General features: G+C 67.0%; 14 protein-coding genes. 9 read left to right on the top strand and 5 right to left on the bottom strand.

Annotated features, from left to right (window positions below):
* Positions 1 to 236 precede the first annotated feature (236 nt).
* The 3 genes from OCW50_RS12785 to OCW50_RS12775 all read left to right on the top strand — a co-directional run bounded on the left by OCW50_RS12785 (position 237) and on the right by OCW50_RS12775 (position 2695).
* The gene (locus tag OCW50_RS12785; RefSeq protein ID WP_262297786.1) at positions 237 to 659 is read left to right on the top strand and encodes a hypothetical protein; all 423 of its coding nucleotides are present in this window, start codon (positions 237 to 239) and stop codon (positions 657 to 659) included.
* 84 nt (positions 660 to 743) lie between these two features.
* Complete coding sequence (locus OCW50_RS12780; RefSeq protein ID WP_262267639.1) at positions 744 to 971, top strand: DUF6894 family protein; 228 nt, start codon at positions 744 to 746, stop codon at positions 969 to 971.
* An 800-nt stretch (positions 972 to 1771) separates the two neighbouring features.
* Entirely contained in the window at positions 1772 to 2695 is a 924-nt protein-coding gene (locus OCW50_RS12775) for a hypothetical protein (RefSeq protein WP_262297785.1), read from the top strand.
* Between the two features lie 74 nt (positions 2696 to 2769).
* Here OCW50_RS12775 and OCW50_RS12770 read toward each other — a convergent pair whose 3' ends face one another.
* Entirely contained in the window at positions 2770 to 3579 is an 810-nt protein-coding gene (locus OCW50_RS12770; RefSeq protein WP_262297784.1) for a class I SAM-dependent methyltransferase, read from the bottom strand.
* Between the two features lie 641 nt (positions 3580 to 4220).
* Between OCW50_RS12770 and OCW50_RS12765 the strand changes: the two genes are divergently transcribed.
* Positions 4221 to 5291, top strand: a complete 1071-nt coding sequence (locus OCW50_RS12765) for an NAD(P)H-dependent flavin oxidoreductase (RefSeq protein ID WP_262267642.1) — start codon at positions 4221 to 4223, stop codon at positions 5289 to 5291.
* A 12-nt stretch (positions 5292 to 5303) separates the two neighbouring features.
* Here the strand turns inward: OCW50_RS12765 and uvrA are convergent, their stop codons facing one another.
* Together uvrA and OCW50_RS12755 are read right to left on the bottom strand one after the other, a co-directional pair.
* Complete coding sequence (gene uvrA, locus OCW50_RS12760; RefSeq protein ID WP_262297783.1) at positions 5304 to 8297, bottom strand: excinuclease ABC subunit UvrA; 2994 nt, start codon at positions 8295 to 8297, stop codon at positions 5304 to 5306.
* Between the two features lie 205 nt (positions 8298 to 8502).
* Positions 8503 to 9840, bottom strand: a complete 1338-nt coding sequence (locus tag OCW50_RS12755) for a calcium-binding protein (RefSeq protein WP_262297782.1) — start codon at positions 9838 to 9840, stop codon at positions 8503 to 8505.
* Positions 9841 to 10414: 574 nt separating this feature from the next.
* On the opposite strand from OCW50_RS12755, the gene ssb reads away from it, so the two are divergent.
* The 4 genes from ssb (at position 10415) to OCW50_RS12735 (ending at position 13355) form a co-directional block, all read left to right on the top strand.
* On the top strand, positions 10415 to 10948 hold the full coding sequence (gene ssb, locus OCW50_RS12750; protein WP_262297781.1) for a single-stranded DNA-binding protein: 534 nt from the start codon (positions 10415 to 10417) through the stop codon (positions 10946 to 10948).
* A 375-nt stretch (positions 10949 to 11323) separates the two neighbouring features.
* Positions 11324 to 11575, top strand: a complete 252-nt coding sequence (locus tag OCW50_RS12745; RefSeq protein ID WP_371823101.1) for a DUF6894 family protein — start codon at positions 11324 to 11326, stop codon at positions 11573 to 11575.
* A 153-nt stretch (positions 11576 to 11728) separates the two neighbouring features.
* Positions 11729 to 12847: a M20 family metallopeptidase gene (locus tag OCW50_RS12740; protein WP_262297842.1), complete on the top strand. Its 1119-nt coding sequence runs from the start codon at positions 11729 to 11731 to the stop codon at positions 12845 to 12847.
* 4 nt (positions 12848 to 12851) lie between these two features.
* Positions 12852 to 13355, top strand: a complete 504-nt coding sequence (locus OCW50_RS12735) for an RNA pyrophosphohydrolase (RefSeq protein ID WP_262297780.1) — start codon at positions 12852 to 12854, stop codon at positions 13353 to 13355.
* Positions 13356 to 13364: 9 nt separating this feature from the next.
* Here the strand turns inward: OCW50_RS12735 and OCW50_RS12730 are convergent, their stop codons facing one another.
* Complete coding sequence (locus tag OCW50_RS12730) at positions 13365 to 14000, bottom strand: MarC family protein (protein ID WP_262297779.1); 636 nt, start codon at positions 13998 to 14000, stop codon at positions 13365 to 13367.
* Between the two features lie 69 nt (positions 14001 to 14069).
* Here OCW50_RS12730 and OCW50_RS12725 point away from each other — a divergent pair, with 69 nt between their 5' ends.
* Positions 14070 to 14972, top strand: a complete 903-nt coding sequence (locus OCW50_RS12725; RefSeq protein ID WP_262297778.1) for a protein phosphatase 2C domain-containing protein — start codon at positions 14070 to 14072, stop codon at positions 14970 to 14972.
* 126 nt (positions 14973 to 15098) lie between these two features.
* On the opposite strand, the gene rnk is transcribed toward OCW50_RS12725, so the two are convergent.
* A complete protein-coding gene (rnk, locus tag OCW50_RS12720; protein ID WP_262297777.1) occupies positions 15099 to 15524 on the bottom strand; it encodes a nucleoside diphosphate kinase regulator in 426 nt (141 codons plus the stop codon).
* Positions 15525 to 15628: the final 104 nt, after the last annotated feature.

Here is a 15628-nt window from a genome sequence, read left to right as displayed (position 1 = left end):
TCGACGACGGCCGGTCGATTTCATGGGCCCGACTTGCGGCTCATCGTGGCCTGACCGTATCGAAAGAGGTGCCGATATCCGGGGGGTATTTCCTTGCCGCATTGTCGGGCAAAGTACTAAAGTTCTGGCGATCTGCCACTTCTGGCATATAACTCGTGCATTACTCTGCGTTAAACTCTCCTCAAGCAGGTTGTGCAATGGTTCCTAAGGGTGGCGTAGAATGTCTGGGGGCGGGCGTGACAGACGAAGAGATTGAAGCCGTTGCGGAGGAACTGGCGAAGGCCGGTGGCACCTCGTGGTATCCCGGGCGCACGCGCGGCGCTCTCCTGAGGTCCGTGGGCGAGCGCTATCGCGACAGGGCGAGATTGGCGATCGCGGCTCTCGACCGGGTGAGGGCGGCGAATGGCGGCCCGGACGCGCTCCAGGCCTCTGAGCCGCCATCGGTTCCTGAGACCCCGACCGCCAGCAACTCGGACCGGATCCAGGTCGGGGCGATCGTCGTGTATCGTCCTCCCGGAGACCAGCGGGCGATCGCTTGCAGGATCGAGCGCCTCGAGGATGGGCGGGCCTATCTCGTTCCGGCGCCGCGGCCCGATATCGGCTGGGTCGAGTTGAACAGTTTCGACCCTGTGGGCGAGGCTTCGACCAAAGACGAATGACTGCCGGGCCGGGGTGGAGTCTTCACTTCGTTGGCAAAAGCGGATAGCAGATTCCAGCCTGTTCATAAGGGTGACGGTCCCGAAATGCGCTGCTTCTTTCACCTTGTGAACGATCACGAAGAGATCGTCGACAATACAGGGATCGAAGTTCATGACCTCGAGAGTGCCAAGGATCAGGCGCTCCTTGCCGTCACCGAACTGCGTTGCGAGATCGGCTCGGACGTCGCGGACTGGTCCGGATGGCGGCTCGACATCGTGTGTTCCCAGGGCACGCTTCTCCATTCCATGCAGCTGAACAGCACCGTGCATTGAAGCCTGTGACCGGCTGAGACTCCCATCCCGGGCAAACCTTCAAGCAACGCTCGCGCATCGGACGTGAAACGTGGACCCAGGTTTGGGACCGGATCCGATGCTCCGCACTTGGCCGGCCTATCGTTGAGTGCGGCCTGCTTTCGTCCGCAGGATGCGCTCGGCGGTCTTTCGATCGGGATCACCGGGACAAGCCCGGTGCTGCTCCCTCCACACGTCATGGCCGGACTTGTGCCGGCCATCCCGATCGGAAATGCGCGGCACCTCTCAGAAGCGGGATCACCAGGACAAGCCCGGTGATGACGTGGGAGGGTGGTGTGACCCGGTGATGATACCCTCCTGGTCGTGGCCGGCCGGTCACCACCCGAGTCTCGCCGGCCATCCCGGTCCGAGAGGCGTCGCGCCTCAGAGGATCGCGATCACCGGCACAAGACCGGAGACGACATGGAGAGGGACGCGGCTCTCCCGTGCTAGATCATCGGACGGACCCAGAGGGCCGCGTCAGCGACCCGCTTTCGCCCGCACGATGCAATCGCTGCCCCACTCCAATCGACAGCAACAGTGTGATGTATATTCGCACTGTCTACTCATGTTGTATCGTATTGACGTACGGTGGAAGTATTTTTCCTGCGATAAATATTCAAAGATGTGGAACTAATTTCCTCAAGCCTGAGTCTTTTCATGCGATAGCCCCGACGGGGTAACTCCTAGGGAGTACAGAGATGCATTCGCGTGGACGGTTGTTTGGCTTCAGCCGCAAGACTTCAGTGTGCGGTGCGGCGGTTCTTCTGATCTCTTCTTTGATGTGGCAGCCGGCTGCAGCGCGGGACCGCGGCGGGAGCGGCGGCCGTTCGGAGGGCCTCGGCGGTGGGCTCGGCGTGAGCCTTGGCGGCGACAACGGAGTGTCCGCCGGCGTGGGAGCGACTATCGGCGGGAGCGGCGGGATCGCAGCCGGTCTTGGGACAAGCATCGGGGGCTCCGGCGGAACGGGCGCAGGCCTCGGCGCCAATGTGGGCGGCTCCAACGGAGTTGCGGCCGGGGCTGGAGCCAGTATCGGCGGACCGACCGGGGTCTCGGCCGGAGCCGGCGCGAATGTCGGAGGCACGGGCGGAGTCGGCGCCGGGCTCGGGGCCAATGTCGGCGGCTCGTCGGGACTAAGCGCGGGCGGTCGCGCCAGCGCCGGCGGATCCGGCGGGGTCACGGCTGGCGCCGGCGCGAGCCTCGGGGGCCCCAGTGGCGTCGATGCAGGTCTGGGCGCGAATGTCGGCGGATCCGGCGGCGTAACGGCGGGCCTCGGCGCGAGCGTCGGCGGCTCGCGCGGGGTGAATGCCGGCGTGGGCGCCGGGGTCGGGGGCTCGAATGGCATCGGTGTCGGGGGCGGCATCGGAATCGGGGGCGGCGCCGGTGCCGGAGGCGGCACGGGCGGCTCCGTCGGGACCATTGGGGCGGGAGGCATCGGCAGCAGCGGCGCCACGGGCGGCCTCGCGAACCCGGGCTCCCTCGGCACCGGCAGCGTGCGCAGTCCATCCGCGACGGGAAGCGTCAATCCGGGGCGGCCGGATCGGCCCGGCCAGGTGGAACGTCTCAGGGCCGAGATCCGCCAGATGAGCAACGACGACCGCATGAAGCTGCGTCGCAGCTGCGCCATGGTCGCAGCCTCGCCGGACGGGTACGATTCCGACATGCAGGCGCTCTGCCGTCTGATGAGCCGGATGTCGGCGCGCTGAGGCGCTCCTGTCACACGCAAAGGGCGCGCTCCATGGGAGACGCGCCTTTTGCTCCCACCCCGTCGCCCGGTCCGTCAGCGCCAGGCCGTCACGGTCAGGGCGCTCATGCGGTTCTCGACCGGCGATGAGCCGAACCGGGCCGCGAGCGCATCGGCCACCCTGTCGGTGATCTCCTCCAGGCGCTCCGGGGCCCTGGCCTCGATCTCGGACCGTAGTGGGGTGCCCTGGCAGAGGCCGATCGCGGGATCCCGGGATGAGGATGCCCGGGCGACCTTCTCGACCACCACGATCTCCACGTTTTCGAACCCGGCCTGCTGCACCTCGCCCCGGATCCGGTCCGGATCGGAATAGCCGAATGGCACGCGCTCGTAGAAACGGGGCGGGTCGTCGGGAAGAAGCTTTCCGACGGTATCCGAGACGATGCGGCTGACCTCGTTGCGGTCGAGCGTGTCCCACACGCTGAACAGGAAGCGTCCGCCGGGTTTGAGCACGCGCAGGGCCTCGCGGTAGCCCGCCAGCTTGTCGGGGAAGAACATGACCCCGAACTGGCATGCCACCGCGTCGAAGGACGTATCCTCGAACGGAAGCCTCTGCGCATCGGCCTGCCGCCATGTGACGTTCGGCGCCTGAAGCCGCTCCGCAGCGTGATCGAGCATGGGTTGGTTCAGATCCGTCGCGACGATCTCGACCTGCGGCGGCAGCGCCTTCGCGAGGGCCCGCGTGGCGATGCCCGTGCCGGCGGCCGTTTCCAGGATCCTCCCCTGGGTGATGTCCTTCAGACGCTCCGCCAAGTCCTCGGCATAGGGCTCGAACAGCAGGGGCCCCATATAGCGCTCGTAGATCGCCGGAATCGACCCCGCAAAGGCCGTATCGGTGGCGCCCATCGTTTCCTCCGCCGCGAAAGCCGGGATGATCGCGCCGGTGCACCGGGCGTGCAAGGTCTCAAAAGGCTAGGGCGGCGTCGTTCCCCCGACGCGGCCGGGACGGGCTCGCCGGCCATCCCGATCGGTGGGGCGCGGCGCTTCAAACAATCGGGATCACCGGCACAAGGCCGGTGATGACGTGGAGGGTTGTGTGAGGCGGTGCGAACACCCTCCCACGTCATGGCATCCTCCGCCCTTCCTGTTACCCTCCACGTCATGGCCGGGCCTGTCCCGGCCATCCCGATGCGGAAAAGCGCAGCGCCTCTTGGAAGCGGGATCACCGGGACAAGCCCGGTGATGACGTGGAGGATGATCCTTGCTGTGGCTTGACCTTTCCCACGTCATGGCCGGCCTTGTGCCGGCCATCCCGATAAGGTGAAGCGCGGCGCCTCTCGGAAGCGGGATCACCGGGACAAGCCCGGTGATGACGGGGTGGTGGACCGGCCGAGCGATCAGGACAGGGGCCCGGACGATGGGCCAGCCAAGAGGGGAGCATCGGACCCGAAAGTGGGTCCCCTTTTGGGGCCGATGCTCTAAAGTGCGTTCCGCGTCACGAACGGTGCTCTCGCTCTCGTTCCGCTCGGACAGGAAAGGCCGCGGACATGTGGAAAGATCGACGCGTTCTCGATCTCTTCGGGATCGAACGTCCCATCATCCAGGCTCCCATGGCAGGTGCCAACCTGTCCGACATGGTCGTCGCCGTGTCGGAGGCGGGAGGCCTGGGTTCGCTGCCCTGCGCGCTGCTGAGCCATGACAAGGCGAGGGAGGAACTGTCCCGGATCCGGCAGGCGACGTCGAAGCCCGTCAACGTCAATTTCTTCTGTCACCGCGCTCCCGTCTTCGACGCCGGGCGGGAAGCGGCCTGGAAGCAGCGTTTGAGCGTCTATTATCGGGAACTCGGGCTCGACCCGGACCTCCCGACCCCGCCGTCGACGCGTGCGCCCTTCGACGAGACGTTTCTCAGCCTGGTCGAAGAGTTCAGGCCGGAGGTGGTGAGCTTTCATTTCGGGTTGCCGCGACCGGACCTGCTGACGCGCGTGAAAGACGCCGGCGCCAGGGTGATATCCTCCGCGACGACCGTCGAGGAGGCGCGCTGGCTCGAACGCGAGGGCTGCGACGCCATCATCGCGCAGGGCTTCGAAGCGGGCGGCCATCGCGGCCTCTTCCTGAGCGATGACATCTCGACCCAGGTCGGCACCGTGGCCCTGGTCCCGCAGGTGGTCGACGCCGTCAAGGTGCCGGTGATCGCCGCGGGCGGCATCGCCGATGCGCGGGGCATCGTGGCGGCACTCGCCCTCGGCGCGTCGGCCGTGCAGATCGGGACCGCGTATCTGTTCACCCCGGAAGCGATGATATCCCCAGTCCATAGACAGGCGCTCAAGGGTGCGGACGCCGAGACGACGGCCTTGACGAACGTCTTCACCGGGCGCCCGGCGCGGGGCATCGTCAACCGGATCATGCGGGAGGTCGGCCCGATAGCGGTGGACGCGCCCGCATTTCCGCTTGCAGGCGGCGCGCTCGCCCCCTTGCGTCAGACATCCGAGCCCCTCGGCTCGGGCGATTTCATGTCGCTCTGGTCAGGGCAGGCGGCCCGCCTGGCCCGGGAGACATCCGCCGGCGATCTGACCAGGAGGCTTGCGGACGAAGCCTTGGCGCGGCTCTCGTCCCGGTGAGGACCGGCAGGCCTACTCGGCCGCCTGCCGGGTCACCTTCTTGTCCTTCTTCGCCGGCGCCTTCTTGCCGGAATCCTTTGCGGCATCCTTGGCGGGGTACTCCTTCTTCAGGGGGCGGCGCTCCAGCACTTCCTTGAGGAAGCGGCCGGTGTGGCTCGCCTGCGCTTCGGCGATCTCTTCCGGCGTGCCCTGGGCGACGATCTGGCCACCGCCGCTGCCACCTTCGGGGCCCATGTCGATCACCCAGTCGGCCGTCTTGATGACCTCGAGGTTGTGCTCGATGACCACGACCGTGTTGCCCTGGTCGACGAGCTCGTGCAGCACCTCGAGCAGCTTCGCCACGTCGTGGAAGTGAAGGCCCGTGGTAGGCTCGTCGAGTATGTAGAGGGTGCGCCCGGTGGCGCGCTTGGACAGCTCCTTCGACAGCTTGACGCGCTGCGCCTCGCCGCCGGAGAGCGTCGTCGCCTGCTGGCCCACATGCACGTAGTCGAGGCCGACGCGCGCGAGCGTCTGCATCTTCTCGCGGATCGACGGCACCGCCTTGAACAGCTCGCGGGCTTCCTCGACCGTCATGTCGAGCACGTCGGCGATGGACTTCTCGCGGTACTTCACCTCGAGGGTCTCGCGGTCGTAGCGCTTGCCCTTGCACACGTCGCAGGTGACATAGACGTCGGGCAGGAAGTGCATCTCGATCTTGATCACGCCGTCGCCCGAGCAGGCCTCGCAGCGGCCGCCCTTCACGTTGAAGGAGAAGCGGCCCGCCTGGTAGCCGCGCGCCTTCGCTTCCGGCAATCCTGCGAACCACTCGCGGATCGGCGTGAAGGCTCCCACGTACGTGGCCGGGTTCGAGCGCGGGGTGCGGCCGATGGGCGACTGGTCGATGTCGATGACCTTGTCGAGATGCTCCAGGCCCTCGATGCGGTCGAACGGCGCCGGATGCTCCAGGGCGCCGTTGAGCTTGCGCGCCACGGCCTTGTACAGCGTGTCGATGACCAGGGTGGACTTGCCGCCGCCGGACACGCCGGTGATGCACGTGAAGGTGCCGAGGGGGATCTCGGCGGTCACGTCCTTCAGGTTGTTGCCCTTTGCGCCCACGAGCTTGATCTTGCGCTTCGGGTCGGGCTTGCGGCGCTTGCCCGGCACCTTCACGGACATCTCGCCCGTCAGATATTTGCCCGTCAGCGACTTGCGGTTGGCCATGATCTCGTCGGGCGTGCCCTCGGCGACGATCTGGCCGCCGTGGATGCCGGCCCCGGGGCCGATGTCGAACACGTAATCGGCCTGCAGGATCGCATCCTCGTCGTGCTCGACCACGATCACCGTGTTGCCGAGATCGCGCAGGCGCTTGAGGGTGACGAGCAGGCGCTCGTTGTCGCGCTGGTGCAGGCCGATCGAGGGCTCGTCGAGCACGTAGAGCACGCCCGTGAGGCCCGATCCGATCTGGCTCGCGAGGCGGATGCGCTGGCTCTCGCCGCCCGACAGGGTGCCCGACGAGCGGGCGAGGGTCAGGTATTCCAGGCCCACATCGACCAGGAAGGTGAGGCGCTCGCGGATCTCCTTGAGGATGCGGCCCGCGATCTCGTTCTGCTTCTTGGTGAGCTTCTTCGACAGGTCGCTGAACCAGAGATGGGCGTCCTTCACGGAGAGCGCCGTCGCGTCGCCGATATCGGAACCGGCGATCTTCACCGCGAGCGCCTCCGGCTTCAGGCGCTTGCCGCCGCAGGCCTCGCAGGGGGTCTCGCCCATGAAGCGGCCGATCTCCTCGCGGGCCCAGTCGCTCTCGGTTTCCTTGTAGCGGCGCTCCAGATTGGGGATCACGCCCTCGAAAGGCTTTCTCACCTCGTAGGCGCGAAGCCCGTCGTCATAGGCCATGCGGATGGTCTCGCCGTCCGACCCATAGAGGATCACGTCGCGCACCTTCTCCGGAAGCTCCGTCCAGGGCTTCGTCATGGACGCCTTGAAGTGCTTGGTGATGGCCTCGAGGGTCTGGCCGTAATAGGGCGAGGTCGACTTCGCCCAGGGCAGGATCGCACCGCGCTTGAGCGAGAGCGTCTCGTCCACGACCAGCGCCTCGTCGATGCGCATCTCGTGGCCGATGCCGCTGCAGGTCGGGCAGGCGCCGAAGGGATTGTTGAAGGAGAACAGGCGCGGCTCGATCTCCGGGATGGTGAAGCCGGAGACCGGGCAGGCGAACTTGGACGAGAAGACGATTCGCTTCGGCTGGCCCTTCTCGTCCTTGTCGTCGGCATATTCGATGACCGCGATGCCGTCCGTGAGCTCGAGCGCCGTCTCGAAGGATTCCGACAGGCGCGCCGCGATGTCGGCCCGCACCACGATCCGGTCCACCACCACGTCGATGTCGTGCTTGAACTTCTTGTCGAGAGCAGGGGCCTCGTCGATGGCGTAGTACTCGCCGTCGATCTTCAGGCGCTGAAAACCCTTCTTCTGGAACTCGGCGATCTCCTTGCGGTACTCGCCCTTGCGGCCGCGCACCACCGGGGCCAGCAGGTAGAGACGGGTCTTCTCCGGCAGCTCCAGCACCCGATCGACCATCTGCGACACGGTCTGGCTCTCGATGGGCAGGCCGGTGGCGGGCGAATAGGGGATGCCGACCCGCGCCCAGAGCAGGCGCATGTAGTCGTAGATCTCCGTGACGGTGCCCACCGTCGAGCGCGGGTTCTTCGAGGTGGTCTTCTGCTCGATGGAGATGGCGGGCGACAGGCCGTCGATCTGGTCCACGTCCGGCTTCTGCATCATCTCCAGGAACTGGCGCGCATAGGCCGACAGGGACTCGACGTAGCGGCGCTGCCCCTCGGCATAGATCGTGTCGAAGGCCAGCGACGACTTGCCGGAGCCGGACAGCCCCGTGAAGACCACGAACTTGTCCCGCGGGACCATGAGGTCGACGTTCTTGAGGTTGTGCTCCCGCGCCCCCCGGACGGAGATGACGCGCGCATCCGGGTCTCCCGCCTTCGCGCGGTTGAACAGATCGTCGAGTTTAGCCATTGCCCGCTAGCCTTTTGAGGAAATCCAGCCTCGTCAGGCCGGTCCCCGCATATGTGATGCCTCACCCGCCGGTGCAATGCGGCGGATGATTCCAGGTGTTTGATCCTAGAACAAAGAGGGTACGGCGGGCAAGCGGATCCATGCGCCGTGCTTCGGACAAACAAAAGGCCCGCCGGGGCGGGCCTTCGGCTCAAGGTGACCGGCTTCACAGCACGAAGGCGAAATCCGCCGCCTTGAGGGCCGCCTTGTTGGCCAAGGTTGTCACCAGTTGGAGATCAGACTTCAGCCCGGTCCCATCGAGGTCGACGTAGAGCTTGCCGTCGTCCGTGTCGTAGAGGAACTGCGCCAAAGCCGTGGTGGCCTTCGGGTCCGTTCCCATCACGAGACAATTGCCCGGATCGAAGACCGGATCGACGAATTTTTCGAGGTCGCCATCGTAGTACCGGAAGCTGCTCGCCTGGACGAGGAAGTAGTCCTTGCCCGAAAAGTCCGCGATCGTGCATCTCGAGGACCGGCTCAGGATGAACTGATCGTCGCCCGATCCGCCCACAAGGGTGACGTTGCCCGAACCGCTCAGCTTGTCGTCGCCCCGGCCGCCGACGAGCATGATCCCGGCGCCGGCGGCGCTGGCGGTTTCGCCATAGGCCGAGAGGGTGTCGTTGCCCCCGCCGCCGTCGATCGTGCCGCCCTTGCCGCTCCCGTAGAGCGTATCGTTGCCCTTCGAGCCGGTCACGACGCTCCCGGAATCCATGTCGTAGACCGAGACGTCGATCTTCTCGAACTGCCCGGCCTTGATGCCCTTGTAGCCGAAATCCGCGGCCCGGCTGCCGGTCACCTTCGAGAAATTGACCGCGTAGACCGTGTAGTCCGACGATGGGTTCCCGTGAAGCTGGACGTTCAGCACGTCCATGCCCCTGCCGCCCAGGGCATAATCACCGTCGTCGACCGAAACCCTGTCGTTGCCGTCTCCGGCAAGGAGCCTGTCATGCCCCATGACGGGCGCCGGCATGCTGGGATCGACGATGACGGATGGGTCGCGACCTTCGAGGACATCGTCTCCGGCCCCGCCGGACAGGTTGTCGCTGCCGGCTCCGCCATATAGGTAATCGTCGCCCTTGCCCGCATCCAGCCGATCGTTGCCGTCATTGCCGGACAGGGAATCATCGTCGTCGCCGCCGTAGAGCTTGTCGTTGCCGTCGTCGCCGGAGAGATTGTCGCGGCCCTTGTCCCCATAGAGCGTGTCGTTGCCTTCCTCGCCGCTCAGGTCGTCCCGGCCGTCGCCGCCGAAGAGCCTGTCGTCGCCGAGATTGCCGACGAGATCGTCTCCGCCCAGGCCGCCGAGGATCTTGTCCGACCCGGCGCCGCCGTGAAGATAATCGTCGCCGTCGCCGCCGGTGAGGCTGTCGCTGCCGTCGCCGCCGAACATGGTGTCGTTGCCCGAGCGGCCGTCGAAAATGTCCTTGAATTTCGAGCCGAAGAAGGAATCGTCCTCGATCGTTCCTTTCAGGGGCTTTCTTTTGGTCGTGATGCGGTAGGTTGTCATAGGGTTCCTCAGTGTCAGGCTGCTTTTCATGACACGTTATTCAGTTTCGTTCAACCGATGCCCGCGAGGCCCTGGCGTTCTCTTCGGCCCGGCGTGTCGGTGTCGATTCGGGGCAAGACCACACCGGGCCGCGGCGCCGAGGAAGTCCCGACACACCTCGCCCGGCTGGCACCGTCGTCAGGAGCCCGACCAGAAACATCGGCTCGCTCGACGCACCTGCGAACGTCGACAACAGGGCGCTTCAGGAGGGCGAGGCGGCGCAGGACAGGGGCGCTCGCATGATGGCGAAGACCTCGGGCGAGATGCATTTTGCGAGGCGGACGGATCGGGGAGGGCGAAGCCGTGGCCCCGGCCGAACAGGAAGGCCACGGCGTTGGTCGAGGCCGGCGACCTCTTCGAGGTCTGAGAGCCGGCGGCCCCGCAGGGCGCATGGGACAGGTTTCCTCGACGGCGTCCTTCCGGCACGGGAGCCCGGATCTAACCTGGGGACAGGGCTGTGCACAAGCGACGGCCCAGCTTGCCGCCCGGCGTCCTTGGCCCCAGAACTGCCTCACGTGAACAAGGAGAGCGTCCGATGGCGGGCAGTGTGAACAAGGTGATCCTGGTTGGGAATCTGGGCCGGGACCCTGAGGTGCGGCGTCTGTCGAACGGGGAGCCGGTGGTGAACCTTCGGATCGCCACGTCGGAGACCTGGAAGGACAAGGGCACGGGCGAGCGCAAGGAGAAGACCGAGTGGCACTCGGTGGTGATCTTCAACGAGAACCTGGCCCGGGTGGCGGAGCAGTACCTGAAGAAGGGCTCGAAGGTGTATCTCGAGGGCCAGCTGCAGACGCGCAAGTGGACCGACCAGAGCGGCCAGGAGAAGTACACCACCGAGGTGGTGCTGCAGCGCTTCCGGGGCGAGCTGACGATCCTGGACAGCCGCGGCGGCGGCGGGGCCTCGGAGTTCGGCGACGACGAGCCGGGCCAGGTCAGCCGCGGCGGCGACTTCGGGCGGGCGTCCCCGCAGGACCGTCGCCCGGCTCCGTCCTTCTCCGGGGGCGGCAACGGTGGCGGCGGCGGCGGCGGCTCGCGCTACAGCGACCTCGACGACGACATTCCCTTCTAGAGCATCGGACGGAAAAGTGGATCCGGTTTTCCGCTCTGACCGATGCTCTCATTCAAGAAGAAAGCATCGGACCCAAAAGTGCAAGTCCACTTTTGGGTCCGATGCTTTAGGCGCAATGGTGCGGGCAGGAGGGGCTTCCGGAACGGCGGCCTCGCCTCCCGGGCGTCGCGACCGACGCGACGCCATGCTCGCTCCGGGATCGCGTGGCTGGGCGATCGAACTTCTGGCGACTGAATGCTTGAGGACATATTCACCGGTCGGATTCACCGGTCGGATGCTTAAGTCGCCGCCAGGCTGAAAACTTACCTTGCGTCAGACTGTGGAAGCTGCTCATCTAACGGTAGATTCCGGGCATTGGCGAAGCTCGTCGGTTGAGTGAAATTTCCAGGGTTTCCTGTCGTGCACTGCTACTTTCATCTTGTGCACATGCACGAACGGATCATCGACGAGGCTGGGATCGAGGTCTCGGATGTGGAAGCGGCCCATTATCAGGCGCTCAAGGCCATCCAGGAGCTGAGACAGGAAGGCGAGGCCGACGAGGTCGACTGGAGCGGGTGGCAGCTCGAGGTCGTCGACGAGTCGGGCAAGGTCTTGCTGTCGATCCCGCTGAACGTGGCGCAGCACTGAGCATTCCCCCGCGAACGGACGCAGCGGATCGTATGCTTGCGTCATATGGCCGTAGCTTCGCTGCGGCGCGAGCCGGGCGGCGACCATCTCGGGCTTGATGTTTCGGGCGAGGAGTGGTTAGCCAGCGCGACGATCATTCAGAACGAAGACATCATGAGCCTCTCCTCGCCCTCCCTCGACACGCTCTTCACCTGGATCCGCACCGAGAGCCCGACCCACGACCGGGCCGGGGTCAACATGATGATGGATCTCGTGGTCGCGCAGATGCAGGACGCGCCGGTGGCCGTCGAGCGCGTCGCCGGCGGGCAGGGCCTGGGCGACGTCCTCGTCCTGCGGGCCGGGCCGCAGACCTCCGCGCCGGGCGTGCTGGTCATGTCGCATCTCGACACGGTGCATCCCGTGGGCACGGTCGAGGCCGAGCTGCCCCTGCGGGTCGAGGGCGACCGGCTCTACGGACCGGGCATCTACGACATGAAGGGCGGCGCCTGGTTCGCCCTGGAGGCGTTCAAGGACGTGGCCCGCCGGGGCAGCGCGGCCCGACCCATGGTGTTCCTGGTGACGCCCGACGAGGAGATCGGCTCCCCGATCACCCGACCGATGATCGAGGAACTCGGCCGCCGCTCGGCCGCGGTGCTCGTGACGGAGCCCGCCCGCGACGGCGGCCAGATCGTGACGGCCCGCAAGGGAGTAGGGCGCTTCGACGTGCATGTGGAGGGCCGCCCGGCCCATGCGGGCTCGCGCCACAAGGACGGGCGCAATGCCGTCTACGAGGCCGCCCGCCAGATCCTGGCCATTGAGGCCCTGACCGATTACGGACGCGGCATCACCACGACGGTCGGCATGGTGTCGGGCGGCACGGCGGTGAACACGATCCCGCAGCATTGCCGCTTCCCGGTGGACCTGCGGGTCGAGACCGTGGCGGACGGGGAGGCGGTCACGGCCGCGATCCTCGGGCTGAAGCCCTCGAGCCCGGACTTCAGGCTCACCGTGACGGGCGGCATGAACCGGCCGCCCTACGAGCGGTCCGAGGCGACGTCCAGGCTGTTCGACAACGCCCGGTCGCTCGCCGCCGAGATCGGGTTCGACCTCGTGTCCGCGCCGCGCGTGGGCGGCGGCTCGGACGGCAACTTCACGGCGGCCCTGGGCATTCCGACCCTCGACGGTCTGGGCATCGACGGCGACGGGGCGCACACCCTCCAGGAATACGGCCTGATCTCGTCGATCGCGCCGCGCCAGAAGCTCATGACGCGCCTCCTCGAAACCCTGTGCTGAGCCCGTGCCCGAGGCACGCTACCGGCCGAACGTCGGCATCGCGCTGTTCAACCGGAGCGGCCTCGTCCTGATCGCCAGGCGCCTGCGCGACGACGGTCCCGAGATCATCATGCCAGGCCACGACTGGCAGATGCCGCAGGGTGGTGTCGACGCGGGCGAGGACCTCCTGGCGGCGGCCAGGCGCGAGCTCTGGGAGGAGACGAGCGTCACGAACGCATCCCTTCTCGGACAGACGTCCGAATGGGTCGCCTATGATTTTCCGCCCTATGCGGGGCCGATGCACCGCCTGTCCCCGTTTCGCGGCCAGCGCCAGCGCTGGGTCGCCTTCCGCTTCACCGGCGCCGAGGACGAGATCGAGGTCTCGGGCATCCGCGGCGGCGCCGTGCCGGAATTCAGCACCTGGAGCTGGGAAAGGCTTGAGCGGCTGCCGGACCTGGTGGTTCCCTTCAAGCGCCATGTCTACGAGCACGTGGTGCGCGAATTTGCGCCGTTCGGCTCGGATCTTTGACACCCGGCCCTAAGGCTGCTGGCGGAGCAGGGCCAGCACGCCGTCGATGATGAACTGGACCGCGAGCCCGGCGAGGATCACGCCCAGGAGGCGGGTCAGCACCACGTTGCCGGTGACGCCGAGCCAGCGGGAGACCCGGTCGGCCGCGGAGAACACCACGAGGCAGCTCAGGATGCCCAGGGCGATCAGGATCAAGAGCGCCGTGAGATAGACCAGGTTGCCGTCCGCCCGGCCGGCGAGCAGGATCACCGCCGTGATGGCGCCGGGACCGGCCATGAGCGGGATGGCGAGCGGGAAGGCCGCGACGTTGCGGATGTGGTCCTCGGTGATGGCGATGTCGGCCGTGTGCTGCTTGCGCTCGTTGCGGCGTTCGAACACCATCTCGAACGCGATCCAGAACAGGAGCAGGCCGCCGGAGATGCGGAAGGCCGGGATGCCGACCCCGAGAAGCCGCAGCAGCACCTCGCCGCCGAGGCCGAAGAATGCCAGGATGCCGAAGGCGATCAGGCAGGCGCGCATGGAAACGCGGCGGCGCTCCGCGGCGTTCATCCCCCGGGTCAGGGACACGAAGATCGGCGCCAGCGCCACCGGGTCGAGGGTGACGAGAAGCGTCACGAGAGCAGCGGAGATGTAGTCGAGGAGCATCGGCTGGACCTTCCTGCAAGCTTTGCTTTATGGGGTGATCGAACCGGTTTGGCGAGGGGCGACGCGACGATGTTCACGGTTATGGATCGGATCAGCCGGCCGGGCCACCCGGCCAAGCCCAACGAGGACATCTGCGGCGTCTCGGGCGATTGGGCCTGGGTGATCGACACCTCGATCTTCCCCGGCACGAGCCCCGTCATGCACAGGACGAGCGATGCCACCTGGCTCGCGACATTCGCCGACGAGCGGCTCTCGAACCTCGCCCCGCACGCCCAGGACGGCGTCGCCCTCCTGCGCCACGTGATGGAGGAGGCGCGCACCGCCTATCGGGCGGTCGCGCCCCGGGAGCGGCACGACGATTTCATCACCTGGCCCCTCGGGGCCATGACGCTGGTGCGCCGCGGGGGCGATGTTCTCGACGCCTGGACCTTCGGCGACACCACGGCCTATGTCCGGCAGCCCGACGGCTCCGTCGCGACCCTCGGGGACGCGCCCGGCCTGCGCGACGCCGAATCCGCCAAGGCGGCGGAATTGATCGGGCAGGCGGGGTCCCGGCCCACGGCCATCCTCGACGAGTCCGTCTTCCTCGCCTGGCTCGGCGAGCGCCGGGAGCGGCAGCGCAAGAGCGGCATCCCGGCCGCCCTCCTGAGCTTCAACCCGGACGCCGTCGGCCGGCTGCGCCACGAGACGGCGCCGTGCCCGGACGGCACCACGATCCTCCTGGCCTCGGACGGCTTTTCGGCCCTGGTCGATCTTTATCGGGCGATGGATGCGACCGCCCTCATGGACGCCGCCCTGTCGTCCGGCCTCGACCCTCTGGTCACCCTCGCGCGGGAGATCGAGACGGAGCGCGATCCGGACGGCAGGCTCTTCCCGCGGTTCAAGGCGAGCGACGATGCGACGGCGATCCTGCTGAGGCCTCTGCCCACGGGCCGGCCCCCGCGGCCGGGGCCCCCACGATGCGCCGCTTGAGGGGTTGAGCATCGGACCCAAAAGTGGGTCCACTTTTCACGTCCGATGCTTGAGCCGGGTTGCCGTCCCGTCTCCTCGCCCGTGCCACGATGGGATGACGGGGCACGGCGGCGCGGCCGCCCCGGCTCACAGGGTTTCGCGTGCCCGAACGGGATCGCCGACCTGCAGGACCGTCAGGCGCCGTGATTCCCCCGTGCGCGTCGTCCAGTCGATCGACTGGCCGAGCGGCAGCCCGATCAGGGCGGTTCCGATCGGCGTCAGCACCGAGACCTTCCCCTTCGAGATGTCGGCCTCGTGCGGATAGACCAGGGTGACGGTCTGCACCCGTCCGGTCGTGTCGTCCCGGAAGTCGACTTGGCAGCCCATGTGGACCGCGTCGGGGCGGAGCCTCCCTTCCGCAAGAACATGGGCCCGGTCGAGTTCGGCGCTCAGCTCCCGTGCCACGTCAGGCAGGGTGTGGGCGGCCGCCTCGGCCAAGGTCGAGAGCTTTGCGAAGTCGGTCGCCGTGAGGGTGATCCGCGGCCTTGCGCCGGTCGATGCTGTTCTGGTCATGGATGTCTCCTGGACGTCGAGATGCCGCAGATCCGGAAGCTGCGGCGGGGCGGGATGATGGGAATTCCGGTGGACAGGGAGGGGGCGGGCGCGTCCCTTCGACG

This window comes from Microvirga sesbaniae, assembly GCF_025460805.1.
Classification (GTDB): domain Bacteria; phylum Pseudomonadota; class Alphaproteobacteria; order Rhizobiales; family Beijerinckiaceae; genus Microvirga; species Microvirga sesbaniae.
This window is presented reverse-complemented; position numbering and strand designations above follow the sequence as displayed.

Bases quoted from the DNA above. Each gene is read 5' to 3' on its own strand.
- OCW50_RS12780 (WP_262267639.1), top strand. From the start codon at position 744: ATGCGCTGCTTCTTTCACCTTGTGAACGATCACGAAGAGATCGTCGAC.
- OCW50_RS12775 (WP_262297785.1), top strand. From the start codon at position 1,772: ATGTGGCAGCCGGCTGCAGCGCGGGACCGCGGCGGGAGCGGCGGCCGT.
- OCW50_RS12770 (WP_262297784.1), bottom strand. From the start codon at position 3,579: ATGGGCGCCACCGATACGGCCTTTGCGGGGTCGATTCCGGCGATCTAC.
- OCW50_RS12765 (WP_262267642.1), top strand. From the start codon at position 4,221: ATGTGGAAAGATCGACGCGTTCTCGATCTCTTCGGGATCGAACGTCCC.
- uvrA (WP_262297783.1), bottom strand. From the start codon at position 8,297: ATGGCTAAACTCGACGATCTGTTCAACCGCGCGAAGGCGGGAGACCCG.
- OCW50_RS12755 (WP_262297782.1), bottom strand. From the start codon at position 9,840: ATGACAACCTACCGCATCACGACCAAAAGAAAGCCCCTGAAAGGAACG.
- ssb (WP_262297781.1), top strand. From the start codon at position 10,415: ATGGCGGGCAGTGTGAACAAGGTGATCCTGGTTGGGAATCTGGGCCGG.
- OCW50_RS12740 (WP_262297842.1), top strand. From the start codon at position 11,729: ATGAGCCTCTCCTCGCCCTCCCTCGACACGCTCTTCACCTGGATCCGC.
- OCW50_RS12730 (WP_262297779.1), bottom strand. From the start codon at position 14,000: ATGCTCCTCGACTACATCTCCGCTGCTCTCGTGACGCTTCTCGTCACC.
- OCW50_RS12725 (WP_262297778.1), top strand. From the start codon at position 14,070: ATGTTCACGGTTATGGATCGGATCAGCCGGCCGGGCCACCCGGCCAAG.
- rnk (WP_262297777.1), bottom strand. From the start codon at position 15,524: ATGACCAGAACAGCATCGACCGGCGCAAGGCCGCGGATCACCCTCACG.